This window comes from Pseudomonas syringae (assembly GCF_023278085.1).
Taxonomy (GTDB): domain Bacteria; phylum Pseudomonadota; class Gammaproteobacteria; order Pseudomonadales; family Pseudomonadaceae; genus Aquipseudomonas; species Aquipseudomonas syringae_Q.
The window spans coordinates 4,465,249-4,490,268 of sequence record NZ_CP066265.1 but is presented as its reverse complement, the minus strand read 5'-3'; the positions used below and the strand labels follow the sequence as shown (position 1 = coordinate 4,490,268).

General features: G+C 57.8%; 26 protein-coding genes. 10 read left to right on the top strand and 16 right to left on the bottom strand.

What is annotated here, in order from left to right:
- Nucleotides 1–6 precede the first annotated feature (6 nt).
- From I9H07_RS20035 to I9H07_RS19995, 9 genes are all read right to left on the bottom strand, one after another.
- On the bottom strand, nt 7–546 hold the full coding sequence (locus tag I9H07_RS20035; protein ID WP_024672995.1) for a chemotaxis protein CheW: 540 nt from the start codon (nt 544–546) through the stop codon (nt 7–9).
- 36 nt (nt 547–582) lie between these two features.
- Nucleotides 583–2,238, bottom strand: coding sequence for a methyl-accepting chemotaxis protein (locus I9H07_RS20030; RefSeq protein WP_024672996.1), 1,656 nt, complete (start codon nt 2,236–2,238; stop codon nt 583–585).
- Nucleotides 2,239–2,266: 28 nt separating this feature from the next.
- Nucleotides 2,267–4,369: a chemotaxis protein CheA gene (locus I9H07_RS20025; protein ID WP_236423961.1), complete on the bottom strand. Its 2,103-nt coding sequence runs from the start codon at nt 4,367–4,369 to the stop codon at nt 2,267–2,269.
- A 47-nt stretch (nt 4,370–4,416) separates the two neighbouring features.
- Nucleotides 4,417–4,707 carry an STAS domain-containing protein gene (locus tag I9H07_RS20020; RefSeq protein ID WP_024672998.1) on the bottom strand — a complete coding sequence of 97 codons (291 nt, stop codon included), beginning with the start codon at nt 4,705–4,707 and terminating at the stop codon, nt 4,417–4,419.
- Nucleotides 4,708–4,770: 63 nt separating this feature from the next.
- Nucleotides 4,771–5,139, bottom strand: a complete 369-nt coding sequence (locus tag I9H07_RS20015) for a response regulator (protein ID WP_024672999.1) — start codon at nt 5,137–5,139, stop codon at nt 4,771–4,773.
- A gap of 9 nt (nt 5,140–5,148) precedes the next feature.
- Nucleotides 5,149–6,060 carry a methyl-accepting chemotaxis protein gene (locus I9H07_RS20010; RefSeq protein WP_419205025.1) on the bottom strand — a complete coding sequence of 304 codons (912 nt, stop codon included), beginning with the start codon at nt 6,058–6,060 and terminating at the stop codon, nt 5,149–5,151.
- 1,039 nt (nt 6,061–7,099) lie between these two features.
- Nucleotides 7,100–8,398 (bottom strand): NAD(P)/FAD-dependent oxidoreductase, encoded by a 1,299-nt coding sequence (locus I9H07_RS20005; RefSeq protein WP_024645223.1) that lies wholly within the window; start codon nt 8,396–8,398, stop codon nt 7,100–7,102.
- Nucleotides 8,399–8,612: 214 nt separating this feature from the next.
- Nucleotides 8,613–9,146 (bottom strand): MOSC domain-containing protein, encoded by a 534-nt coding sequence (locus I9H07_RS20000; RefSeq protein ID WP_024673693.1) that lies wholly within the window; start codon nt 9,144–9,146, stop codon nt 8,613–8,615.
- Nucleotides 9,143–9,772 (bottom strand): DUF1780 domain-containing protein, encoded by a 630-nt coding sequence (locus tag I9H07_RS19995; RefSeq protein ID WP_024645221.1) that lies wholly within the window; start codon nt 9,770–9,772, stop codon nt 9,143–9,145. The genes I9H07_RS20000 and I9H07_RS19995 overlap by 4 nt, the downstream gene beginning before the upstream one ends.
- Before the next feature lie 197 nt (nt 9,773–9,969).
- Here I9H07_RS19995 and I9H07_RS19990 point away from each other — a divergent pair, with 197 nt between their 5' ends.
- Nucleotides 9,970–10,296 (top strand): hypothetical protein, encoded by a 327-nt coding sequence (locus I9H07_RS19990; RefSeq protein WP_236423964.1) that lies wholly within the window; start codon nt 9,970–9,972, stop codon nt 10,294–10,296.
- 297 nt (nt 10,297–10,593) lie between these two features.
- On the opposite strand, the gene yacG is transcribed toward I9H07_RS19990, so the two are convergent.
- Genes yacG through pilB form a run of 5 tightly spaced genes read right to left on the bottom strand, consistent with a single transcriptional unit; the run spans nt 10,594 to nt 15,208 of the window.
- Complete coding sequence (yacG, locus tag I9H07_RS19985; RefSeq protein ID WP_007251656.1) at nt 10,594–10,803, bottom strand: DNA gyrase inhibitor YacG; 210 nt, start codon at nt 10,801–10,803, stop codon at nt 10,594–10,596.
- On the bottom strand, nt 10,800–11,423 hold the full coding sequence (coaE, locus tag I9H07_RS19980) for a dephospho-CoA kinase (RefSeq protein ID WP_236423966.1): 624 nt from the start codon (nt 11,421–11,423) through the stop codon (nt 10,800–10,802). The genes yacG and coaE overlap by 4 nt, the downstream gene beginning before the upstream one ends.
- The gene (locus I9H07_RS19975) at nt 11,420–12,292 is read right to left on the bottom strand and encodes a prepilin peptidase (RefSeq protein ID WP_236423968.1); all 873 of its coding nucleotides are present in this window, start codon (nt 12,290–12,292) and stop codon (nt 11,420–11,422) included. Before I9H07_RS19975 ends, coaE begins: the two co-directional genes overlap by 4 nt.
- A 1-nt stretch (nt 12,293) precedes the next feature.
- A complete protein-coding gene (locus tag I9H07_RS19970) occupies nt 12,294–13,511 on the bottom strand; it encodes a type II secretion system F family protein (protein ID WP_024674281.1) in 1,218 nt (405 codons plus the stop codon).
- 2 nt (nt 13,512–13,513) lie between these two features.
- Nucleotides 13,514–15,208, bottom strand: a complete 1,695-nt coding sequence (pilB, locus tag I9H07_RS19965; RefSeq protein WP_024674282.1) for a type IV-A pilus assembly ATPase PilB — start codon at nt 15,206–15,208, stop codon at nt 13,514–13,516.
- A gap of 227 nt (nt 15,209–15,435) precedes the next feature.
- Between pilB and I9H07_RS19960 the strand changes: the two genes are divergently transcribed.
- Nucleotides 15,436–15,870: a pilin gene (locus tag I9H07_RS19960; protein ID WP_236423970.1), complete on the top strand. Its 435-nt coding sequence runs from the start codon at nt 15,436–15,438 to the stop codon at nt 15,868–15,870.
- A gap of 300 nt (nt 15,871–16,170) precedes the next feature.
- Here I9H07_RS19960 and I9H07_RS19955 read toward each other — a convergent pair whose 3' ends face one another.
- Nucleotides 16,171–16,524 (bottom strand): winged helix-turn-helix transcriptional regulator, encoded by a 354-nt coding sequence (locus I9H07_RS19955; protein ID WP_236423972.1) that lies wholly within the window; start codon nt 16,522–16,524, stop codon nt 16,171–16,173.
- Nucleotides 16,525–16,679: 155 nt separating this feature from the next.
- Here I9H07_RS19955 and gstA point away from each other — a divergent pair, with 155 nt between their 5' ends.
- Nucleotides 16,680–17,300: a glutathione transferase GstA gene (gene gstA, locus I9H07_RS19950; RefSeq protein ID WP_236423973.1), complete on the top strand. Its 621-nt coding sequence runs from the start codon at nt 16,680–16,682 to the stop codon at nt 17,298–17,300.
- Nucleotides 17,301–17,396: 96 nt separating this feature from the next.
- Here the strand turns inward: gstA and I9H07_RS19945 are convergent, their stop codons facing one another.
- On the bottom strand, nt 17,397–17,942 hold the full coding sequence (locus I9H07_RS19945) for a DUF1523 family protein (RefSeq protein ID WP_058391476.1): 546 nt from the start codon (nt 17,940–17,942) through the stop codon (nt 17,397–17,399).
- Between the two features lie 120 nt (nt 17,943–18,062).
- Between I9H07_RS19945 and I9H07_RS19940 the strand changes: the two genes are divergently transcribed.
- From I9H07_RS19940 to I9H07_RS19910, 7 genes are read left to right on the top strand one after another with little or no spacing between them, the layout of a single operon-like run.
- Complete coding sequence (locus I9H07_RS19940) at nt 18,063–19,061, top strand: ATP-grasp domain-containing protein (protein WP_236423975.1); 999 nt, start codon at nt 18,063–18,065, stop codon at nt 19,059–19,061.
- 54 nt (nt 19,062–19,115) lie between these two features.
- Nucleotides 19,116–20,255, top strand: a complete 1,140-nt coding sequence (locus tag I9H07_RS19935; RefSeq protein WP_058391478.1) for a trypsin-like peptidase domain-containing protein — start codon at nt 19,116–19,118, stop codon at nt 20,253–20,255.
- A gap of 51 nt (nt 20,256–20,306) precedes the next feature.
- Entirely contained in the window at nt 20,307–21,440 is a 1,134-nt protein-coding gene (locus tag I9H07_RS19930; protein ID WP_024674289.1) for a phosphoribosyltransferase domain-containing protein, read from the top strand.
- Entirely contained in the window at nt 21,433–22,191 is a 759-nt protein-coding gene (locus I9H07_RS19925; protein ID WP_024674290.1) for a trehalose-phosphatase, read from the top strand. The genes I9H07_RS19930 and I9H07_RS19925 overlap by 8 nt, the downstream gene beginning before the upstream one ends.
- The gene (locus I9H07_RS19920; RefSeq protein WP_236423977.1) at nt 22,184–23,278 is read left to right on the top strand and encodes a cysteine protease StiP family protein; all 1,095 of its coding nucleotides are present in this window, start codon (nt 22,184–22,186) and stop codon (nt 23,276–23,278) included. Before I9H07_RS19925 ends, I9H07_RS19920 begins: the two co-directional genes overlap by 8 nt.
- Nucleotides 23,278–24,228, top strand: a complete 951-nt coding sequence (locus tag I9H07_RS19915; protein WP_024674292.1) for an HpcH/HpaI aldolase/citrate lyase family protein — start codon at nt 23,278–23,280, stop codon at nt 24,226–24,228. The genes I9H07_RS19920 and I9H07_RS19915 overlap by 1 nt, the downstream gene beginning before the upstream one ends.
- The gene (locus I9H07_RS19910) at nt 24,229–24,975 is read left to right on the top strand and encodes an HAD family hydrolase (protein WP_024674293.1); all 747 of its coding nucleotides are present in this window, start codon (nt 24,229–24,231) and stop codon (nt 24,973–24,975) included. It abuts the gene before it with no gap.
- Nucleotides 24,976–25,020 lie beyond the last annotated feature (45 nt).

Sequence of the window (25,020 nt, the reverse complement as noted above, 5' to 3'; positions counted from 1 at the left end):
AAGGCCTCAATGTGCGTCGAGGTCGGGCGCAGGTGCCTGACCTGCTTCGGCCAGGCTGGACATCTCATCGATGGACAGCACTTTTTCGACTTCCAGCACGATCACGAATTTACCGTCGACCTTGGCCATGCCACTGATGAAGTCAGCCCGAATCCGCGCGCCGAAATTGGGCGGCGGTTCGATCTGCGAGGCGGGTATTTCCAGCACTGCAGAGACGTTGTCGACCAGTAGCCCGATATCCTGCGGCTGACCGTCCTCGGTGCTGGCCTCAATGATGATGACGCACGAGCGGCGGGTGATGTCCGAGTTCTGCCGCCCGAAGCGTGCCGATAGATCAACCACCGGCACCACTGCACCGCGCAGGTTGATCACGCCGCGCACGAAGGCGGGCATCATCGGCACGACGGTCAGGCTGCCGTATTCGATGATTTCCTTGATGCCCAGAATGCCGATGGCAAACATCTCGCCACCGAGCATGAAAGTCAGGTACTGCGCCTCTTCTTCGACCGCTGCTGCGGTCTGTCGAGTCGTGACCAATGAGCCCATGTCGTTCTCCCTGTGAATCGGTATCGAAGCCGGTGATCAGAAGCGAGTGAATTCCGATTCGTCCGGCGAGCTCGCCATGTTATGCGCGAAGGCCTTGCGCGGCGCCTGCTGCACAGGGCGTGGCGGCTGGCGAGTCGGGCTGCTGTGGCTGTCGATACTGCTGCTTTGGGCCATCGCTCTCGGCGATGAGTCGAGGGTGAAGAAACTCATCGATTGCTGCAGTTGCTCGGCCTGACTGCTCATTTCTTCCGCCGTGGCGGCCAGCTCTTCGCTGCTCGATGCGTTCTGCTGCGTGACCTGATTGAGCTGGGTCATGGCGGTATTGATCTGTGCGACGCCGGCTGCCTGTTCTTCGGAGGCGGCGCTGATTTCCTGCACCAGGTCAGAGGTCTTGTTGATCGACGGCACCATCTCGTCCAGCAGCTTGCCGGCTTTTTCGGCCATTTCCACGCTGCTGGAAGACAGCTCGCCGATTTCCTGGGCGGCAACCTGGCTGCGTTCGGCCAGCTTGCGCACTTCAGCCGCCACGACTGCGAAGCCTTTGCCATGCTCACCGGCGCGGGCTGCTTCGATAGCAGCGTTGAGCGCGAGCAGGTTGGTCTGGTAAGCGATGTCGTCAATGATGCTGATGCGCTGGGCGATTTTCTTCATCGCCACGACGGTCTGTTGTACCGATTCGCCACCATCGGTCGCTTCCTTGGCGGCCTTGCTGGCCATGCCGTCGGTGACCTTGGCGTTCTCGGTGTTCTGGTTGATGCTGGCGCTCATCTGTTCGACCGACGCGCTGGTCTCTTCGACGCTGGCAGCCTGTTCGCTGGTGGCCTGGCTCATCGACTGCGCGGTGGCGCTGACTTCTTCCGACGCGCTGGCCAGGTTGTCGGCGGCGTTACGCACTTCGCCGATGATGTGCGCCAGCTTGGCGACCATGTTGCGCATGGCGTTGAGCACCATGCCGGTTTCGTCTTTCGAGCCGTGCCCGATGTAGGCGTTCAGGTTGCCTTCTGCCAACTGCTCGGCGGCGGTCGCTGCTTCCTTGAGCGGGCGAGAAATGATCCGGGCGATGAACAGCGCCAGCCCCAGACCGACCAACAAGGCTGCAATCAGTACCACGATGATCGAGATGCGGGCGGTTTCGTACAGTTGCGAGCCTTTGTCTCCGGCGGCAGTCGCGCCGACGTCGTTAAGTTCGACCATTTTTTGCAACTGGCTGGTCACTTCATCGAAGTGCAGTTTGGACTCTCCTCGCAGCAATGCACGTGCCTCGGTCTCCTGGCCCTGACGGGAGAGTTCGAACAGATTAGTGCTGACTTTGAGGTAAGCGGACCATGACGCACTGACGGCGCTGAACATCTGACGATCCTGATCGCTGATGATCAGCTTGTCATACGTTGCCAGCCGTGTTTCAAACTGGCTGCGCGCCTCAGCAGCTTCCTGCTCCATCTGGGCCTTTTCCGGAGCGGCATCAGCGGCAATATGACGGTTTTCCTTCAGCCGGTAATTGGCTGCGTAAAAGCGCATGCCCGAAGCAGCCCGCATGGACGGCATCCAGTTTTCCTTGATGTCCTGGGCGGCCTGATTCACCTGGCCAAGCTGGATAATCGCGAAAACTCCCATGGCTGCGGTCAACAACAGAACCACCAGAAACGAGGTAATCAGCTTGGTGGAAATCTTCAGATCGTAAAACCATTTCATCGGGTTACTCCTTGGAGTTGCAAATCCGTCAGCGAGAAGCGGGCGAGAGCGAATGAGGGGGTTGAGTCGAGCGTGCGTCCATTTGTACGATCTGATTGAGCAGTGCCGGCACGTCGAGAATCAACGCCACCGCGCCGCTGCCCAGAATCGTCGAGCCGCTGATCCCGCGCAGTGCGCCGAACAGCTTGCCCAGGGGTTTGATCACGGTCTGGAACTCGCCGAGCAGTTCGTCCACCACCAGCCCTGCCTTGTGTTCGGCATAGCGCACCACCACCACGTTCTGGCGTCGTGCGGCCGGGCCTTCGTGATTGAAGTGCTCGCGCAGGTAGACCAGCGGCAACACTTCACCGCGCAGGTCCAGATAACCGTTATCCCGGCTTGCCTGACGATCCTGTTCATCCAGTTCGATGCATTCCTGAACCATGTCCAGCGGGATCACGTAGGTCGACTGATCGATACCGACCAGGAAACCGTTGATGATCGCCAGCGTCAGTGGCAGGCGAATGCGCACGATGGTGCCCTGGCCTGGCTGGCTATCGAGATCGACTGTGCCGCGTAGCAGGGTGATGTTGCGCTTGACCACATCCATGCCGACGCCGCGCCCGGACAGGTTGGTGACGGCTTCGGCGGTAGAAAAACCGGGTTCGAAGATCAGGTTGTAGATTTCCTGATCCGTCAGGCTCGCGCCTGCGGCAACCAGCCCGCGCTGCTGGGCCTTGTCGAGAATGCGTTCGCGATTCAGCCCGGCACCGTCATCGGCAATCTCGATCACGATGCTGCCCGAGTCGTGATAGGCATTAAGGCTCAAATGCCCCTTTGCCGGTTTGCCTGCTGCACGCCGCGCCTCGGCGCTTTCAATACCGTGATCCATGGAGTTGCGCAGCAGATGCATGAGCGGATCGCCGATTTTTTCGACGACCGTCTTGTCCAGCTCGGTTTCCGCGCCATTGATAATCAGGTCGATGTCTTTGCCCAGTTCCTGACTGACATCGCGCACCACACGGCGGAAGCGGTTGAACGTGTCGCCGATGGGGATCATGCGCAGGTGCAGCGCGCCGTCGAGAATCTGCTCCACCAGCCCCGACACGGTTGAACTGGCCTCCTGAAGCGGGTCGTTGTCGCACGACTTGGCCAGCAGGCTGGCGCCGGCGCTGGCGATGACCAGCTCGCCGACCAGGTTGATCAACTCGTCGAGCTTGTCGGCGTTGACGCGAACATAACGGCCGTCCTTGTTTTTCTGCTCGCCGCCTGCCGATGGACGCTCCACCGCCGTTGCCACGCCAGGCTCTCGCGGCACTGCTCGCTGGTCGCCCAGCAGCTCGCCGCTGGCAACCATGCCGCTGCGTTCGGTCTGCGAGACCAGCTCAGTACCGGTGGGCTCGCCACTGTCTGTCGAGTCATTAGCGGCAGTGATTTCAACGACACAATCTTCACGCACGAAATCGAACACTTCGTTGATCGCGGCATGCCCGGCAGAGGAGAGGAAGTCGATATCGAAGCCCAGGTGACAGGACTCCGGGTCCCACGCTTCCACAGGCGGAATACTGTCGGTCAGGGTGCTGACCTGAATCATCTTGCCCAGCGTGTTGAGGTAGCGCAGGAACGACAGCGGGTCCATGCCATTGCGGAACACGTCGACGCCAAAGCGTAACGAGATATGCCACAACACCTCTGCATTCTCGGCATCAGTCGTATCGGACGAGCGCGCTTCTTCAATAACCGGAGCGGCCCCCGGTGCCTGGTAGACCTGCAACGCCTGACGCAGCGCTGCTTCGCGCTCCAGCGCTGGCGGCTGAAGCTGTTGGCCACGGCTGGCGACCACGTCGATCAGCTCAAGCATGTGATCACCGGATTTGAGCAACACTGCGATCAGCCCGGCGTCCACCGACACACTGCCTTCGCGCAGGCGATCCAGCACGTCTTCGACAATGTGGGTGAAGCTGACGATGGGCGTCAGCCCGAACAGTCCGGCAGAGCCCTTGATGGTGTGTGCCGCTCGGAAGACTGCGCCAATCGCGTCCACATCGCCCGGTTCGCTTTCAAGTTGCAGGAGGGATTCCTCCATCGCCTGCAACAGCTCACGCGCTTCGACGATAAACGTCTGCTGAGCCTGATCGAGGTTAATGCTCACAATGACTTCCTATGTCCGACTACTTAACAGTGCTGCAAACAGACGCGCTACAGCACGACACCCGGATTACATAACGCGAAGGTTTCGCTCACCGCCTTGCTCTGGCCGGTCAGGTGCAGCGCCGTGCCCGTCTTGCTGGCCTCGCGCTGAATCACCGCCAGCAGTTGCAGGCCTGCGCCGTCCATTTCGGTGACGTTCGACAAGTCGACCTCCAGGCGCGCCGCACTACTGATCTGCGGCAGCAATCGGGCGGCCAGTTCGGTCACGGTATAAATCGTCAGTTCGCCGTCGATCTGCACGCGTGCAGTGTCATCGGTGGTCTCGGCAGATATCGTCATGCTGACCTCCAGGGACATTTAGTCAGGGCTGTCCATCAGGACGGTTTTTCAGTGCTGCACTTGTCAGGGCAGGATCAGCTTGGAAACCGCCGCCAGCATTTGCGCGGGCTGGAACGGTTTGACCACCCAGGCTTTTGCACCCGCCGCCTGACCCTCGGCCTTTTTCGATTCCTGAGACTCGGTGGTCAGCATGATGATGGGCGTGAATTTGTAACTGGCCAGCTTCTTCACCTCTTTGACGAAGGTGATGCCATCCATGTTTGGCATGTTGACGTCGCTGATGATCAGGTGCACTTTCTGCCCCGTCAGCTTGCCAAGTGCATCCCTGCCGTCGCTGGCTTCGATTACGTCGTATCCGGCACTTTTCAGAGCGATGCCGACGACCTGCCGGACACTGCTCGAATCGTCGACCACCAGTACACTCTTAGCCATGATCTACCCCTAGAAGAACGTGATTTCCTGTGAATTCTGCTGCGCTGCCGATTCGCCGTGATGCGTGCGGCGTTGCTCATCTGTCGCGTAAGTGGACTCCATGCGTGCCAGCCATTGCCGGGCGTCGATGGCGACGGCCTGGTCGGGCGACTGGCTGGCCTGCAGCACGTGTGCGTGCAGGGCATCGATGTTGTCGCGGACATGGACCAGGATCTGACTGACCCGGTCCTGAAACTGCAGGCTCACGAGAACGTCGGTCATCTCGTCGCGGATGCCGTAGCTTTCTTGCTTGAGCAAGTCAGCGGATTCGGCCAGGCGCCCGGTAATGCTCTGGAAGCGCTCCAGAACGTTCTGAATGCTCTGCTCGGAAGCGCTCACCGAGTGGCTGTCCTGATCGGCACCGCTGGACGCGGCCTGGACCAGTTGAGTGATGGCGTTATTGATGATGTCGACCTTGGCCGACATCTGCTGGCCGGTCTCGCTGGACTTGCTCGACAGGCTGCGCACGGCATCGGCGACCACGGCAAATCCCCGGCCTGCTTCGCCCGCGCGGGCAGCTTCAATGGCGGCATTGAGGGCCAGCAGATTGGTCTGTGCGGCGATGGCTGCAACGTCGGCCGCCATGGTGCGCAGTTCGCCTGTGTAGGCGGTGAGGCTGCGCACCTGGGAAAGCGTCTGGTCGCGGCTGGCCTGAGTGGCCTTGAGCGAATCGATCACCTGGCTCAGCTCGCTGTCACTCTGGGACAGCACTTTCAGCGCGCCGTCGGAGTTCTGTCCGTCCAGCTCACCTGCCGCGTGCTGCGATGCCTGCACGGTTTCCTGCAAGCGCTGGGAAATACCAGTGAAACGGTCGGTCAGCTCGACAATGGCGGTTTCGGTCTGCTGGCGCGAGCTTTCCACCTGTTTTGCCCAGATCGGCATGGCACCCAGGAATACCTCGTTGAGCTGCGCACTGGCGGCCATCGCACTGGTTTGAGCGTTATGCGTGAAGTGATGATCCAGCGCCCGAGCGCCGGCGAGATGCACCTGGCTGGCTTGCGAGCGTGCAGCCCAGATACCTGCACCGGCGCCCAAGGCGATCAGTACAGCGCTGGCAATGAGATTGTTCGCAGTTGTGCCCGACTGGGTGAGTATCCAGGCGATGGCGGGGATAACAGGAATCAACGGAAACCAGACGAAACGCGGATGATGTTGAACTGGCGTAGTGTGGAGTTGACTCGACGTCATGGGTTCGATCCTTGAACAGTGCTACTGCTGTTAACGGCTGTAAAGGTTATCTGCGCGATCGGGGCGAACTTGATAGACGAAGTCACGCCTTCCGTCCGGTTGACCTGTACAGAAAGCGGCTCCAGTTAAAAGTAGCTGGTATTACGGGCACGGCAAGTCAGCACAAGAGTCGCAGAGCTCTCGTTCCCCACGCTCCAGCATAGGAATGCATTGGGTGACGCTCCGCCTCACAACTCTGCGTCGCGCCGCATACTCAAGACAGGACGCAGAGCGTCCGGAAATGCGTGCCCACGCGGAGCGCGGGCACGATAGGGGTTCTTTCGCACGCCTATCGTTCCTCACGCTCCAGCGTAGGAATGCATTGGGTGACGCTCCGCGTCACAAATCTGCGTCGCGCCGCATACTCAAGACAGGACGCAGAGCGTCCGGAACTGCATGCCCACGCGGAGCGCGGGCACGATAGGGGTTCTTCCGCACGCCTCTCGTTCCTCACGTTCCAGCGTAGGAATGCATTGGGTGACGCTCCGCGTCACAACTCTGCGTCGCGCCGCATACTCAAGACAGGACGCAGAGCGTCCGGAAATGCGTGCCCACGCGGAGCGGGGGCACGATAGGTGTTCTTTCGCACGCCTATCGTTCCTCACGCTCCAGCGTAGGAATGCATTGGGTGACGCTCCGCGTCACAAATCTGCGTCGCGCCGCATATTCAAAACAGGACGCAGAGCGTTAAACGCTAGTGCAGCTTCATCCGCGGCTCGGTGCCTTTGCCGATTTTGCTGCCCAGCATCAGCATCAGGGTGCGGAAGGCGCCGTACAGTGCCATCTGGTGCATGCGGTACAGCGAGACATAGAACATCCGCGCCAGCCAGCCTTCGAGCATCACGCTGCCCATCAGGTTACCCATCAGATTGCCGACCGCCGAGAAGCTCGACAGCGAGATCAGCGAGCCGTAGTCCTTGTAGGTGTACTCCGGCAGCGTCTTGCCTTCGATCCGCAGGCGCAGCGATTTGGCCAGCAACGACGCCTGCTGGTGAGCGGCCTGAGCGCGAGGCGGCACATTGCGGTCGGTGCCTTTCTGCGGGCAGGCGGCACAGTCACCGAAGGCGAAGATATTCTCGTCGCGAGTGGTCTGCAGCGTCGGCAGCACTTGCAACTGATTGATGCGATTGCTTTCCAGCCCGTCCAGCTCATGCAGAAAGGCCGGAGCACGAATGCCCGCCGCCCAGACTTTCAGACTCGCCGGAATCACCTGCCCGGTAGCCGTGACCAGACCGTCTGCCGTCACTTCACTGACCGCTGCATTGGTCAGCACGGTAACGCCCAGCTTCTCCAGCGTCTTGTGTACCGGCGCACCGATACGCTCCGGCAGCGCAGGCAACACCCGTGGGCCCGCTTCAATCACCGTGATACGCAGGTTTTCCGGCTTGATCTGCCCCAGCCCATACGCGGCCAGCTCGTGCGCGGCGTTATGCAGCTCTGCCGCCAGCTCGACGCCAGTCGCCCCTGCACCAACGATCGCGACGGTGATTTCCTGTGTACTGTCAGCCTGACCCGCGTGGGCGCGCAGGTAGTGATTGAGCAGTTGCTGGTGGAAGCGCTCGGCCTGCTTGCGGCTGTCGAGAAACAGGCAATGCTCTGCAGCGCCTTTGGTGCCGAAATCATTGGTGGTACTGCCCACTGCGATCACCAGCGAGTCATACCCCAGGCTGCGCGCCGGAACCAGTTCCGCGCCTTCTTCATCCAGCGTGGCCGCCAGATGGATCTGCCGACCTGCCCGGTCCAGCCCGGTCATGCGGCCGAGCTGAAACTGGAAGTTGTTCCATTTGGCCTGGGCCACGTAGTTCAGCTCGTCCTCATAAGAGTTGAGCGAACCGGCAGCCACCTCGTGCAACAGCGGTTTCCAGATATGCGTCAGGTTGGCGTCCACCAGCGTGACACTGGCCGTACCTTTTTTGCCCAGGGTTTTACCCAGACTGGTCGCCAGCTCCAGACCGCCAGCGCCGCCGCCAACGATAACAATACGATGCGTCATAAGGATTACTCGGAAGGTTTAAGAAATTCGCGGGAAGCTCGATCTTCGCGAGCGCAAGGCAGCTCATAGCGTCAGATGGCTCGGTAACAGGTTCATTACAGCAAGGCCTGGATCAAGAGCGGGGCGCTCGACTGGAGGCCAGGTTGCCTGAAGGTATTCTTCGACACGCCTTTGCACTGCGTGGTTCAGCGGGTTGATCACTTTATGCGTGGTCTCAAGCGTGCTGTCGCACCGGGGGCCAGGGATCGTTGATGTCCAGTGGCTCGACCTGCACGGTGTCGTCCAGCCGGATAATGCCGCTTTGTAGCACTCGCGCATTAATTCCGCCATGCCCGCGCACCGCCTGGAAGGTCCCATGACCCAGGCGCTGCTCAAGCTTGGCGCACGGCTGGCACCAGCCGGTGGTCTCAAAAATGGCCTGGCCGATGCGGAAGCGACGGTTCTTGAGGCTGAACAGGTTGATGCCACTGATCACCAGATTGCGCCGCAGATCCTGCGGCAAGACAGGGTTTTCGACAGAACGGCCCAGCAACGAACCCACCACCGCCAGATGCTCCCACTGAATCAGCGTGACCTGCCGCGCATTGCGCGGGCCGGGTCGCGAGTGATCGCCGGTCAGGCCAGCCTCGCGACGCGCTTCCACCGCGTCCAGCTCGATCATCTCGGCGCGTGATTCCGGGCGCACGCCGATCCAGCGCACACGGCCTTGTTGCGGCACATCGGCCAGTAACTCCTGAAACGGGCTCATAGACTGATTCCCACATCAAAAACCACACTGCGCCCCAGATTGGTCCGCAGAAAATCCGGAGCGCCCGGATGCGCGAACAATACCCGAGCAAAGGTCGGCCCCACCAGCGACAACGAGCGCCAGCCCTGACGCAGGTACTCGGTGGGTGGGGGAAAGTGGCTGTTGAGGTCGAGCACTTCGCGCTTGAGACTGGCGAACGCAATCATGTCCAGCTGGCTCAGATCAATACCGCGTTCGCGATAGCTGGTGGATTTCTTGTGCAGGGTAGGGGCGAGTCTGTGCAGCAGTTCGGAAGCAGGAATGCGTTTGGGCTTGGCTTCCCGACGCACCAGTTGGCTCAGCGAGAAAGCGCTACGTCGTCGCTGCAACTCCTCGCGCCACTCATCATTGAGACGCCGGCCTTCGTCCAGCACGAAAAACACCTCAAAACGCCCGTCACGAAACAGCACATCGGGCGGCTCCTGACTGGCAGGCGTGAAGTCCTCATTACGATGCGCAATGTTCAGCCCCTGCAACAGCCGCTGACAAACCCAACGCTCACGCTCCCACTTCCGCGCATTGGACAGAAAGGCGTTGGCTTGTTCGGCCTGGATCGTCAACAGGCGTAGGTAGTCTGAGTCATCCATAGGGGGGCTAGCTTACCGCTCAAATGTGAAGGTGAAAAATAAAGTCTGATGTGATTTCGGGAGTTTTTTGCATCGGGCTCCAAAGTAAGCGAAAAAACCTTTCAGCAGGCTAAAGCTTTGCTTTGTTGCGCCGAACTGGAACACTCTGTGAGACGTACTCCAACCCTGCTCATTCCTGCGATAAAGAATCCCTCCCTATGAAAGTCGCCTCGCTTGCCTTTCTCTGCCTCACTGCCCTTGCCACTCAAGCTCAAGCTTCCAGCCCTGATGCTTGGGCGGCTTACGACAAAGCCGTCTTGGAAAGCTGTATCAAAGCCAGTGGTTTGAAAGATGCCAAACCTGTCGGTACTCCAGCTCAATTTGATGACCGCGTGGGCTACACAGCTCTCCTCATGCAAGGCCAGTATCCGCAGAAGCATATGAAAGGTCGTCAAGGTACCGAGCTTTGCCTCTTCAATAGCAAATCGAAGGCTGCTTTTGTCACAGAGTGGGACTCCATTCGCACTACCGGAAAGACTCAGTAAAATCGGGTAGGCCCGTGCGGTGATGCCTTTTCACCGCACTAAAAAATCGCTTTCTTCGATTTTCTTCCACCGCTGCGATGTTTTCTAAGTGTTGGAATGAGCTCAAAAAACGGGACGCTGACCTCGATCATTCTCGTTCCCGCGCTTCGCGTGGGAATGCATTTCTGGACGCTCTGCGTCCAACCTGGAATGTGCGGCGCGGTGTAGATTTGTGACGCGGAGCGTCACGAGATGCATGCCAATGCGGAGCATTGGCACGAGAGTCAGGCAGAGCGTGGGCATACCTCCTGGAACGTCTCAATGCCCTCTGTGCGGCGCCTCCAAATCTCCTGAAAACATCTCATCTTCAGCATCCGGGCTCACCGGAATCGCATGTTCCTCGGAAGCCCATGCCCCCAGATCAATCAGTTTGCAGCGCTCCGAGCAAAACGGACGGCTGGGGCTGGCGGCGCTCCATTCCACGGGTGCATCGCAGGTCGGGCATTGAACGGTCATTGGTTGGCTCATGATTGGCCTCCACGCAAAGTAAGGTAAAAGTGGTGCAGCCGCTCGACTTCGCTGGTCAGCCAGGCGTGATCGCGGTCGTTGACCAGCACATCATCAGCGTGGCGCAGGCGATCTTCACGCTGGATCTGCACCTTGAGAATGGCTTCGACCTGGTCCTGACTGGAACTGTCGCGCAGCATCGTGCGTTCTATCTGCAGTTGCGGTGGCACATCGATCACCAGCAGGCGCTGCACCATCCGGGATTGCCCGGATTCGATCAGCAGCGGCGACACCAGAATGGCATACGGCGATCTGGCGTTGGCCAAGTGGCTGACGATTTCCTGATTGATCAGCGGATGCAACAGCGCTTCCAGCCAGCGTCGCTGCTCCGGGTTTTCGAAGATCAGCTTGCGCAGCGCGCCACGGTCCAGCGCGCCGCTTGCCTGCAATACGCCGCTACCGAAATGCGCCGCTATCTGCTCCAGCGCTGGACGCCCGGGCTCGACGACCCAGCGAGCGGCATGGTCGGCATCCACGGTGTCGATGCCGAGGTTGATAAAGCACTGCGCTGCTGCGCTTTTACCGCTACCGATGCCGCCAGTCAGGCCAAGAATCCAGGGTTTTTGATCAGGATTAGTCATCTGAAACCGGCAAACTGCATGTAAGAGTCGTTTATTTGACCACCCCAGAGCAAAGCGATCCACCCCGCAATGGCCAGATAAGGACCAAAGGGGATCGGCGTGCCGCTCTCAAGCCGGCGCACACGCATCATGATCACTCCCAATACCGCGCCCACCAGCGATGACAACAGGATCGTCAGCGGCAAAATCTGCCAGCCGCCCCACGCGCCAAGCATGGCCAGCAATTTGAAGTCGCCATGGCCCATGCCTTCCTTGCCTGTGATCAGCTTGAACAGCCAATACACCGACCACAGCGTCAGATAACCTGCTACTGCGCCCCACAGCGCATCGCTCAGCGAGGTGAACAGCCCGAGAGCGTTGACGATCAGGCCCAGCCATAGCAGCGGCAGCACCAGCGAGTCAGGCAGTAGTTGGTGATCAGCATCAATCAGGCTCATCGCCAACAGGCCCCAGCTCAACACCAGCATTGCCGCCGCTTGCCAGCCGAAGCCGAAGTGCCACGCGATGTAGGCCGACAACACTGCGCAGGTCAGCTCGACCAGCGGGTAGCGTTTGCTGATGGGGGCTTTGCAGTGCGAGCATTTTCCGCGCAGCAGCACGTAGCTGATGATCGGCAGGTTTTCCCACGGGCGGATCTTGTGCGCGCAGTGCGGGCAACTGGAGTGGGGGAGGAGCAGGTTGAAGACGGGTTGGTCCGGTTCGACGGGGAGGCCGAGCATTTCACGGGATTGGGTTTTCCAGTCGCGCTCCATCATTTTTGGCAGGCGGTAGACGACTACGTTGAGGAAGCTTCCGACGATAAGGCCGAGTATGCAGCAGGTGGTGACGAAGGCCAGGGGCGAGCTGGCCAGGAGGTCGAGGAGGGGCATGTTAGACGACGCTTCCAAGTTTGAAGATGGGAAGGTACATGGCAATGACCAAGCCGCCGACGATAACGCCCAGCACCGCCATTATCATTGGCTCCATAAGGCTGGTTAGACTATCAACCATGTTGTCGACTTCATCTTCGTAGTAGCTAGCGACCTTGTCCAGCATGGTGTCCAAAGCGCCTGACTCCTCACCAATGGCTGTCATCTGGATCGCTAAGCTTGGGAATACACCTGTGGAGCGCATCGAGAAATTCAATTGCATGCCAGTGGAGACATCCTGCTTTACTTTATTAACCGCATTTCTGAACACCACATTTCCTGTCGCCCCGGCAACCGAGTCCAGCGCCTCCACCAAGGGCACGCCAGCGGCGAAGGTGGTTGCAAGGGTTCGTGCATAGCGGGCTACTGATGACTTGAAAATCAGCGGTCCTATGATTGGGACTTTCAACAAAAACCTGTCAAGGCCGTCGCGAAATTTTTGAGATTTTTTGTAGGCCCGTTTGAACAGAAAAAAGCCTCCAACGAGCAGGCCGAGAATAGCTAGCCACCATTGCTGCACAAACTCTGAAAGGGCAATCACCATAAGGGTGAATAGGGGTAAATCTGCGCCGAAACTTGAAAATACTGTCTGAAATTGCGGTACCACTTTGATTAGCAGAATTCCTGAAACTATAACCGCCACCACTAAAACCGCAGTAGGGTATGTCATGGCTTTCTTGATCTTGGCTTTGAGCTTTTCAGTTTTTTCCTTGTAGGTTGCAACCCTGTCTAAAAGGCTTTCCAACGCACCGGCCTGCTCACCTGCATCGACGAGGTTGCAGAACAGCTCATCGAAATGCTCCGGCTTTTGTCGCAAGGCTGTTGCGAAACTGTTACCCGCAGAGACTTCCTGTTTTAGCGACACCACCAACGTTCGCATGTTGGGGTTTTCGGCGCCCTCGCTGATTATGTCGAACGACTGGAGCAGAGGTACGCCAGCCTTCATCATGGTAGCCATCTGTCGAGAGAAAAAGGCTATATCTAATGGCTTGATTTTCTTGCCGTTTCCAAAGATAGAGGTTGACTTTTTGCGTACTTTGGTCGGGTTGACGCCCTGCTTGCGCAGTTGGGCTTTTATAAGTGCTGGATTGTGCCCGCTCAATTCTCCACTGAGCTTTCCACCTTTTTTGTCCAAGCCTTCCCAAGTATAGATACTGACTTTAACTGCCTTGCTGGCCATGCTTAATCCTTGGTCACTCGGTTGACTTCTTCCAGGCTGGTGATGCCCTGCATGGCCTTTGACAGGCCCGAGGTACGCAGGTCATTAAAGCCGTCCTTGCGCATCTGCCTGGATATCTCCAGCGAGTTGCCTTCCTCCATAATGATACGTTCCAGCTCCGGTGTCTTTTTGACCACTTCGTAAATACCGACCCTGCCCCTGTAGCCGCCGTTGCAATGCTCGCAGCCCACTGGACCATATATCTTGAAAGTGCCAATCTTCGCCTCTGGAAAGCCTTCCTTAATCAGTGTCTCGCGAGGAATATCGAGTTCTTTCTTGCAATGGCTGCATAACTTGCGTGCGAGTCGTTGCGCGATAATCAGATTGATCGCCGTAGCAATATTGAACGCTGCGACGCCCATGTGATGCAGGCGGGTCAGAGTTTCTGCGGCGCTGTTGGTGTGCAAGGTGGACAGCACCATATGGCCTGTCTGCGACGCCTTGATGGCGATTTCGGCGGTTTCCAAATCACGGATCTCACCGACCATGATCACGTCGGGATCCTGACGCAGAAAAGCACGCAGTGCTTGTGAAAAATCCAGACCTTGACGCGGATTGACGTTGACCTGATTGATGCCCTCCAGATTGATCTCTACGGGGTCCTCAGCGGTGGAAATATTGATATCCACAGTATTGAGAATATTCAGGCCGGTATAAAGCGAAACAGTCTTTCCCGAACCTGTAGGGCCTGTGACCAGAATCATGCCTTGCGGTTGTTTAAGGGCCTCCAGATACAATGCCTTTTGTTCTGGCTCGTAACCCAGAGCATCAATGCCCATTTGCGCACTGGTCGGATCAAGGATCCGCATCACGATCTTCTCGCCCCACAGCGTAGGCAAGGTGTTCATACGAAAATCGATAGCTTTGGTTTTGGAAACCCGCAACTTGACTCGACCATCCTGCGGTTTGCGCCGCTCAGATATATCAAGGCTGGCCATAACTTTTAAACGCGCTGCAATACGGTTTGCCAGATGGATCGGAGGCTTGGCGACTTCATGCAGAATCCCGTCGGTACGCAGGCGTACGCGAAAGGTCTTTTCGTAGGGCTCAAAATGGAGGTCCGAGGAGCCGAGTCGAATAGCGTCCATCAACATTTTATTGACGAAACGTACTACCGGAGCGTCGTCAGCATCACTTTGGTCAGCAAGCGAGGTCTCTTTACTATCGGACTGGTCAACGTCGAGACCGAGATCGACGTCTTCCATCTCTCCCAAGCCATTACCCGTCTCAAAAAACTTATCGATGGCATTACTGAGTTTGTCGTCCTCTACGAGTATCGCCTCGGTATTTAAACCGGTGCTGAACTGAATATCAGTCACTGCCTGATGATTAGTAGGGTCGGATATGCCGATAAAAAGCTTGTTCCCGCGTCGCCACAGGGGTAGTGCATGGTGTTGCCGGACGAGCTTTTCGCTTACCAGCCCTTTGGGCTGACTTTCCTTATCAAGGTTCGACAGGTCCATGAACGGAATGCCGAATTGGTCAGACGCCATCTCCGCAAGCGTCAGGCTTTTGACTAACTTGTTCTGTACCAGATAGCTGACGAGCGAAATCTTGTCGCGTCGCGCCTGCTGATAGGCCAGTTGGGCATTTTTTTCGTTGATAAGCTCGGCCAGAACCAGTTGCTTGGCCAAACCCGTGAGCACGACATCGGTCATAGAACCACCACACACAGACAGTGTGAGGTTTATAGCGCAGTCGAACGATGCTGCCAAATGGCAAGGGTAGATGTGACGAAAATTGTCAGTTTCTGCGAATTTCTGGGTGATAAAATGTTCGTTTCGGAGCCTGTCAGACAAATGAACGTAGCAATCATCACTTTGGCACGACGTATGCTTCAGCCACCTAAAGGCACTACCTAATTGACGCCTGGGAGAAGTACGTTATGAATCTACAAAAAGGTTTCACACTGATTGAGCTTATGATTGTTGTCGCAATCATTGGCATTTTGGCTGCTATCGCAATACCTCAGTACCAGGATTACGTTACACGGGCACGTTGGGCTGAAAACAACACGGTTATCGCACCTGTCAAAGCCGCAATTGCCGAATGTCTACAGGTCAGTAATAGTACTGTGGGTAGCTGTGATACAGCCGATAAACTTAAAACTGCCACGGGGTATGCTGGAGTGCCTGGAGGGATTAATAATTTGAGTTCGGTTACTATTACTGAAAAAACCGCAGCCATCGTTGTAACAGGAACCGCTGCAGTGGGAAGTTGCGTCGTTACGTGGACTCCTAGTGTGGCTGACGCGAACAGAATTAGCTGGGCAGGGGTCACCTCTGGCACCAATTGCTCCAAGTCTAAGACTGGTATATAAGTCGCCTTTGATATTCCAATAGCAGGCTTTAAATAGTTTGGTATAAGTGGCCCTCTCATAATTGATAGGGTCATTTTTTACGATGTAATTTTATTCTAGACCTTGCCCATAAAGGTATTTGCCACGCTCTCTTGCAAATTTTTTCGAGCTGCTAAGTCTGTGTTTTTTATTAAGGCGCTACGCATAATTATCTAGGGTTTATGCTAGATGCAGCCTTATAAAGATATAGATCCGCTTTTCATTACTTGGCATGGTTATTGGTCAACTGTAGGTCGATGAAATTTTTATTTCACTCAACCTCTATCCCTCTCCAAGCTCCACCTTCAACCGATACCCAATCTTCGCAATCGCCTCAATCGCAGGCAGCAACTCCAGCCCCAACTCAGAAAGACTGTACTCAGCCGAAGGCGGTGAAGTCGCCAGCACAGTCCGGACAACCACACCTTTCTCCTCCATCTCCTTGAGCCGCACCGACAGCATCTTTGCGGAAATGCCGGTAATATCAACGCGCAGTTCGCCAAATCGCCGAGGCCCGCCACTCAAACTCCACAGCAGATTTGGCGTCCACACGCCGCCCAGCAACCACATGCACGCAGCCACGGCACATTCGGGCACAGGGTTGTCGACTTTGCTCTTGCGCATTTTCAGAGACATTGCGGGGTGTTCCTTCGTGGGGTGGCGAGTTTCCAGCGCGTAACCAGGTTACAGAATGGTAACTGGAGAATGAGAGTAACCTTAAGTTACCAGCTATACAAAAGTTATCCGGGTGCTAGGATCTGGTCATTCTCAACCACTGGAACAATCACCTTATGAAGCTCTACTACTCACCTGGCTCCTGCTCGCTCGCTGCCCATATCGTGTTGCATGAAGCTGGCGTCGCTCATGAACTGGTCAAGGTCAATCTGCGGCAGCACACGCTTGAATCTGGCGAGGACTACTACGCGATCAACCCCAAGGGTGCTGTGCCTGCGATTGAGTTAAATGACGGTGCTGTTCTGACTGAAGGTGCTGCCGTCCTTCAGTATCTGGGCGACCACTTCGTGCCTGCACTGGTGCCAGCCAACGGCACGCTGGAGCGCGCAAGGTTGCAAGAGATACTTAATTATCTGGCTGCCGAATATCACAAGGCCTGGACACCACTTTTCTATCTGCCAAAGGGCGCTGACGCCACTGATGCTCAGCGCCCGGTCATCGCCAAACAAACCTATCTGAATGGCCTGCTGGCAGATGGTCGTGATTACCTGCTGGGAAATAACTTCAGCGTTGCCGACACTTACCTGTTCGCGGTTACGCGCTGGTCAGTCAACTTCGGTATCTCGTTGGACGAGCTGCCAGCGTTGAAAGCGTTCATGGCCCGAGTCGACGCACGCCCGTCCGTCAAAGCGGTGCTTGAAACCGAAGGTTTGCCTGCGTTGTTCAGCAAGGGCTGAGGTATTTAGGTCCGCTAGCAGATACAAGCTGTTCAAACGAAAACGCCCCAGCGGAGTTGCTCCGCCGGGGCGTCTTTATGTAATGACTGCTGAAAGTTACCGCGCCACCCCATCAACCCGAGGCTGTCTACGAATCCTCCTCCTGACCCCAACAACCACCATCACCACCAGCAATCCCACCACCACAAAAAAGATCGCATTAAACACCGGAAACGGCTGGTCACGGCTCGTCACCGCTTCAATCTCCGTCACGTTGGGAAACATCGACAGGATGGTTATCCGCCAGCCGTAATAGCGAATCAGCGCCAGTTGCTGGGAGTCACGCGAGTAGCCCTGGGCTTTGGCCTGGATGTCGGCGGAGTCGAATTTGAAGTACCACGGGAAGCTCCAGCCGGTGTCTTCGTTGCGGTAGACCACGACTTTCTTGGTGTCCGGGTCTTCGGTGTTGATGAAGTACACGTCGCGGGTCGGGCCGTCTGCCGGGTTTTCGGCGTTGATGACGCCGTCGGCGTCCATTCTTTTGACTTCCACACCGGTGATCATCACGACATCATGGCGCGGCAGGACGTAGTAGAGGCTTAATGCGCCGATCCCCAGTGCAACGAATACCACAAGCCAAATCGACCTTTTAAGCCACTTCATACCAGCGTCCTCTATTTTAAAATTGCGTGACTTTGCCTTAATCCGAACATTTCGAAGCAAAACAGTTATTACAAAATTCGACAAGGCTGTTTCGGGCGGCGCAGTCTTCCGGAGATTGACATGATTTGGTTCCTAGAAGGGCAGGCCAGCCAGCGCGACGTGATTATCGGTGCGCGCGATGCCTTGCCTGCGTCGGTGCGCATTATCGCTTCTCATCGTCAGCAGCGCTCCGAAATTACCGGTCTGGCTGATGTGGCGTTGCAAGAGCCGCTCGATAACCAGGAACGGATCGACTGGGTGCTGGAAAACGCTCGTTCGCTGGGCGTCAAAGTCATCATCGCCGGGCGGGTGGGCGGCCTTTATGAGGCGCAGCGTGCGCGTTTCATTGCTGAGGGGTTGGACCTTGTAACAGGCGGAACGTCTCTGCAAACCTTCATGGATGTCGACAACAAGAGCCGCTTCACGGCTGCGGCCGAGGCGGCAGGGCTGGCGTGCATACCGGCGATCACCGCGTGCAATGCCGAGGAGCTGCAAGCGGCTTACGAGACGCTGTCGGTTTCCGGCGAGGTCTGCATCAAGCCGGTGGTCGGGATTTACGGTCAGGGCTTCTGGCGTTTCAAGACAGACGTTGATGATTTTCGCTGTTTCGCCAACCCGGATGAGCGAGAAACAACGTTTAAGGCGTACTTTGATGCCTATCGCCAGTCCGAGGACCTGCCAGCAATGCTGCTGATGCCATATATGCCTGGCAGTGAGTGCTCGGTGGACATTGTGTGTGAAGGTGGCAAGGCGGTTGCTTTCGTCGGCAGACGCAAGGTGGGCTTGAACCAGACCTTCGAGCGCGACAGCGCAGCCGTGCAACTGGCGGTGCGCGCGGCCGAGCATTTTGCCTGCGACGGGCTGATCAATGTGCAGACCCGTGATGACGCTGAAGGCCAGCCACGCTTGCTGGAGATTAACCCGCGCTATTCGGGCGGCATCGGCTATACGCGCCACACGGGTGTCAATCTGCCGGGTATTTTCGCCACGCGGCGTCTTGGGCTGAAAGAACCGGAAACACATTGGCTGGAGGATATCCGGATCAAGGCCATCACCGTCGCTGTACGGGCCGAGGTTTGATCAGGATAATAGATTTTTGCTATCACTAATCGCTCTAATCACGGAGGATCGGGCATGAAGCTTCTGGCACCAGGTGCAAACACTGCTTTAGCAAACGCTCACTGCACCTGGAATCTGGAGAGCGGCAAGTCTTCGATTTTTGGTGAATACGCCGCCGTGGCCCTGCTGCCGGTCAACGAGAAACGCCTGCCCATGGGCGATCCGGCGCTGCTGCATCAGGAGCAGAGCTGGATGGAATGGAGCGGCGGCCCGCAGAACGTGGGCTGCACGCTCAAACTGGATCGGCTGCCTGCCGACAGCGACCGGGTGTTGCTGATGGTGTATGTATTCGCGGCGACCGGCCCGGTCAGCGAAATTGCCAGCCTGCATCTGCAAGTGAACAACGATATCGAGCATCGCGTCGATCTGCGCAGTAATGGCGAAGCAGCGATCATCATCGGCGAGTTCTACAAACGTAATGATCAATGGAAGTTTCGCGCGCTGAGCGAGGGCTCGGCGTATGGGCTGTCGGCGTTCGGGCGCAAGATCGGTCTGGAGGTGGATGATCGCCATCCGCGTCGTCCTTCTGGCGGTTCAGGCGGCGGGCCGCGGCATGAGTCGGCGACCGGCACAGCGTTTGTGGTCGGTCCGGCGCACGTCCTGACCTGTGCGCATGTCATCGAAGACATGACGGTGTTTCATATCAATTCGCTGGAAGGCCGCTACAAGGCCGAGCCGGTGGTGATTGACCGGCGCAATGATATTGCGTTGCTGCGCGTGCAGGGGGCTCCGCTGTTGTCTCCGGTTACATTCCGGGACGGGCAGGGCTGCGAGCCGGGTGATAACGTGGCGGTTCTGGGTTATCCACTGGCGTCGATTTCCGGTGGCGGCTTGCAGGTGACCCAAGGCGGGATTTCCGGACTATTCGGCCTGCACAACGACGCCAGCCTGTTCCAGTTCACTGCGCCCATTCAGCCGGGCTCCAGTGGCAGCCCGCTGTTCGACAACGGTGGTGCAGTGATCGGCATGGTGACGTCTACCGTACCGGACGGGCAGAACATGAATTTCGCGGTCAAGTCCGCATTATTGTTGTCCTTTCTACAGGCCTGCCGCATTGATGCGCCGCACGCCCGTCCGGAAAGGTCGTATACCACTACAGAAATCTCACGCATCGCCCAGTCATCGTTATGGCTCGTGGAAGCCTCACGTCAATGATGCCGGGCTTCCTGCCGTTTGAGCAGGTGTCAGTTAATCAGGAATTTATCGATGGACAGCAGCGCAGCTTTTTCCAACCCTACAAAGCTTCGTGCTGATCTGCTTCGCGGTCGCCTCGATGTCAGCGTCGATTCGTCCACCATTGCCCCGGATTCACTGTTTGGCTTTGCTGAACGGCGTAACCCCAAGCGCGCGTTTTTGTTTGTATCGCGAGTGCTGGGCCGCCATATTCCGGCGCGTCCGAGCGTGATGCTCAAGAGTTTTCAGGACCTGGCAAACAAGATCCCGGCAGACCTGCCTGGCCCGGTGCTGGTCATCGGCATGGCCGAAACGGCAGTCGGCCTCGGCGCAGGCGTTCACCGTGCCTACAGCGCAACGCGCTCCGATGCGCTGTATCTGGTCAGCACCCGCCACCCAACCGGCACCGAGCTGTTTGCCCGTTTTGAAGAAGAACACAGCCACGCCAGCGCCCATTTGATTCATCTGCCGGCTGACCCGGCAATGCGCGAGATGATGCTCAACGCCCGTTCGCTGGTGCTGGTCGATGATGAGGCTTCCACAGGCAAGACCTTCATCAATCTTCATCAGTCACTGGTCGAGGCCGGCCTGAGCAAGATCGAGCGGGTGGTGACCTGCGTGCTGACCGACTGGTCGGCAGGGGCTGTCAGTACCTCGATGGGCGCGTCGGCCGAGCAGGTGTCACTGTTGCAGGGCTCTTATTCCTTTGATGAAGACGTCAGCGCGCCATTGCCGGACATGCCGGAAGTGGGCACCGTCGCAATGGGCGACTGGCCGCTGGTCACCGCCAATGACTGGGGCCGTATGGGCGTACTGTCGGTCGCCGATACGCTGGCGCCGGGCCTTGTGGTCAACAAGGGTGAACGGGTTTTGGTGGTTGGCACCAGTGAGTTTGTCTGGCGTCCGTTTCTGCTCGCCGAGCGTCTGGAAAAAGCCGGCGCCGACGTGCACTTCAGTTCCACCAGCCGTTCCCCGATTGCGCTTGGTCATGCTATCGATCATGCACTGTCGTTCTCGGACAACTACGGGCTGGGCATTCCCAATTTCCTGTACAACGTGCGCCCGGGTCAGTTCGACCGGGTGCTGATCTGCACCGAGACCCCGAAGCAGGCCGTGCCTGCCGAGCTGACCGAAGCGCTGAATGCCGAGGTCATCTGTGATGAGTAACGACCGCCCGCTGATCTTCGTCGATCTGGACGACACACTGTTCCAGACCGCCCGCAAAACCCCGGCTGATATTGAAAAGCATGTTGCGACGCTCGACGTCAGCGGTAATGCCAACGGTTACATGACCAACGTGCAGAAGTCTTTCGCCCACTGGTTGCTGGCGCATTCCGATGTGGTGCCGGTGACGGCGCGCAGTGTCGAAGCTTACAGTCGGGTCAAGCTGCCGTTTACGGCGGGCGCGATCTGTTCGCACGGTGGCGTGATACTCGATGTCATGGGGCGGCTCGACCCGGCCTGGAACGAGCAGATGAAACTGACCCTGGCCGTCTACCAGTCGCGTTTGCCCGAACTGTCCGCTGCGACGCTGGCGATCGGTCAGGAAATGGGCTTTTCGTTACGCGGCTGGGTGGTGGAAGAGGCGCAGTTGTTCCATTACGTGGTGACCAAGCACAACGAGAGTGACGACAGCATCCTCACCCAGGTGCTGGCCGAAGTACAGGCCCGTGGCCTGCTTGATGACATGCATGTTCACGGTAACGGCAACAACCTGGCTTTTCTGCCCGAAGGCCTGGCCAAGCGTTACGCCGTCCAGGAATGGTTGCGCCGCGACAAGGCGATCAACGGCGAGCGTCCGGTATTGGGTTTTGGCGACAGCATTACCGACCTGGGTTTCATGGACGAGTGCCACTGGTGGGCGACGCCTGCCCGCAGTCAGTTGGCGAAAATGTTTGTCGGAGCTGCGCATGAGTGATCCCGTTCACGGGCTGGAGACGGTGGGTAGCGGTAGCTATCTCAAGGACGACGTGCACTTTCTGTTGCGCAGTGTCGAGATGCAGACCACCCGTGTTGAAGAGAAGGAACGCCTGATCCAGACACGGCAAAAACATTATTCGGAAATGATCAGTGAGGAGTCCGCGCCCAGCGACGCTCACAAGGCGCTTTACGAGCGTGCGCTCAGTCAGAACGGCGCGCGTATGGCAGCTGACGTTCACGCGTTGGCGCAGGCGCTGGACAGGCAATGCACCGGGTCTGAAATCATTCTCGTGTCGTTCGTGCGTGCCGGTTTGCCGCTCGGTGTGCTGCTGCGTCGGGCATTGATCGATCTGGGCCGTGCAGCGCATCACTACGGCATCAGCATTGTCCGTGATCGCGGCATCGACAACGTGGCACTGGAAGCAATCATTCAGGCTCACGGCGCGCAGAACATCGTGTTTGTCGACGGCTGGACCGGCAAAGGCGCGATCTCCGGGGAAATCCGGCGCAGCCTGGCGGGTGATGCGCGCTTTCCGGAAGATCCTCGGCTGGTGGTGCTGGCAGACCCGTGTGGCAGCGCCTGGCTGGCGGCCTCGGCGGAAGACTGGGTGATTCCCTCGGGCATCCTTGGCGCAACGGTCTCCGGGCTGGTGTCGCGATCTATCTGGCCGGTGGACGGCGGGCTGCATGGCTGCGTGGTTTACGAGCATTTACAGGACCACGACGTCACGCGTTCTTTTATTGAACAGATCGAGCGCCAGCGTCGTCAAAAGTGTTCGACGTTGATGTTGACCCCCTGGACGCCGGCGCAGCGAGCTGAACTCAAGAGCGCTGCGTCGCAGGTGGTCGGCAGCCTTGCGGAACGCTTCGGGGTGAATAACCTCAATCGGGTCAAGCCGGGTATCGCCGAGGCGACAAGGGCGGTGATGCGTCGCGTGCCGGATCATGTGCTGGTACGCAACCGGACTGACGGTGACGTGCAGTTGCTGCTGCATCTGACAGAAAAGGCGGGCATCCCCGTCGAGGAAGTCGGCGATGCCCTGGGCCCTTACCGGGCGGTGACCATCATACGGAGTCTCGGCTAATGGCCTTATTCTCGCCTTATGCATTGGGGGCAACCCTGTACATGCCCGCTACCCGTGACGACATTGTCGATGTGGTGTGCGGCGACAAGATTCCCGAGCTGCGTTCACTGGTGGTGTGCCTGGAAGATGCAGTCGCGTTGATCGATGTCGATACCGCGCTGCTCAACCTGCGCCAGGTACTGACGCGTATTCAGGATCGCGGCGGTCGGCCTGCCAATGGCCCGCTGCTGTTCGTGCGTCCGCGTGATGCAGCAATGGCGCGCATTCTCAACGACTGGCCACTGATGGCCCAGGTCGACGGGTTTGTGGTCCCCAAGCTCTCGCTGACCAACCTGACCAGTTGGGAGCAGGCCGTGACCAATCCGGCGCTGGCCTTGATGCCTACGCTGGAAACACCGGAAGTATTCAATCCCGGGGCGATGGTCGAGCTGGGCCAGGCCTTGAAGGCCAGTCTCGATGAACGGATCATTGCCCTGCGCATCGGTGGCAATGACCTGATGGGCTGCCTGGGGCTGCGCCGCAACCCGGCCATGACGCTGTACTCAACGCCCATGGGATACGTCATTCCCATGCTGGCCGGAGTGATGGGCGCGCAGGGTTTTGCGCTGACCGCACCGGTGTTCGAGCAACTGGCCACGCCTGACATCCTGGAGCACGAACTGGCCCTGGATATCACCAATGGATTGGTCGGCAAGACGGCAATTCACCCTTCGCAGGTCAATATCATTCAGAATGCGTTACGCGTCAGTCTGGAGGACATGAACTCCGCCCGGATGATTTTGAACTCTGTGGCTCCCGCCGTGTTCAAGTACAACGATGCTATGTGTGAACCGGCGACCCATTACAAATGGGCTACCCACATCATGGAGCGCGCCAAATGGCATGGAGTGTTACCCGCACCCGCTTCGATCATGGATGCCAGCATTCGACTCGCTGAGGCAGTTAGCTAGATGATAGAACCTGACCTTGAAATCGCAGAACCTGATCTTGAGCCTGTAGGGCCCGACCTTGAAATCGAAGTGGAACAACGCCTGCTGGCGGTGTTCGATTTCGACGGGACCATTACCCGCCACGACAGCTTCGTCCCGTTTCTGAAGTTCGCCTTCGGGCAACGTGCTTTTTCTGTGCGCATGGCGCGGCTGGTGCTGCCGAGCCTCGGCTACCTGGCCAAACGCCTCACCCGCGATGAACTCAAAGGCCGCTTGATCAAGGCTTTTCTCAGCGGTGTTGAAGTGCAATGGCTGCAGCAAAAGGCCGAAGCCTTCTGCCAGTCGCACTGGAAACGCCTGATGCGCCCCGCTGCGCTTGAATCCATTGCCGCTGAAATCGAGAAGGGCGCCATTGTCACGCTATGTTCAGCATCGCCTGCTATGGTCCTGCAACCCTTCGCTGATCGCTTGAAAGTCCAACTGATCGGCACCAATCTGGAAGTGATCGACGGCAAGCTGACCGGGTTGATCGAAGGCAGTAATTGCCGATGCGACTCCAAGGTCGCGCGCCTGGAAAGTGTTTACGGGCCACTTTCGCAGTTCCGGGTTCGAGCCTGGGGCGACACCCGCGGGGATCACGAATTGCTTGCCGCTGCTCAGGATGCGCATTGGCGGTTGTTCCATCCGACGTGGCGTCGAGGCCGTTATAAAGGCCCTGTTAACGCCAAGTTACACAATCCTGATGGTAATGACGGGCCAACACGGTAAGGCTGTAACACTTTTATCCGAATTCCGTATTCCACATGGAGCGAA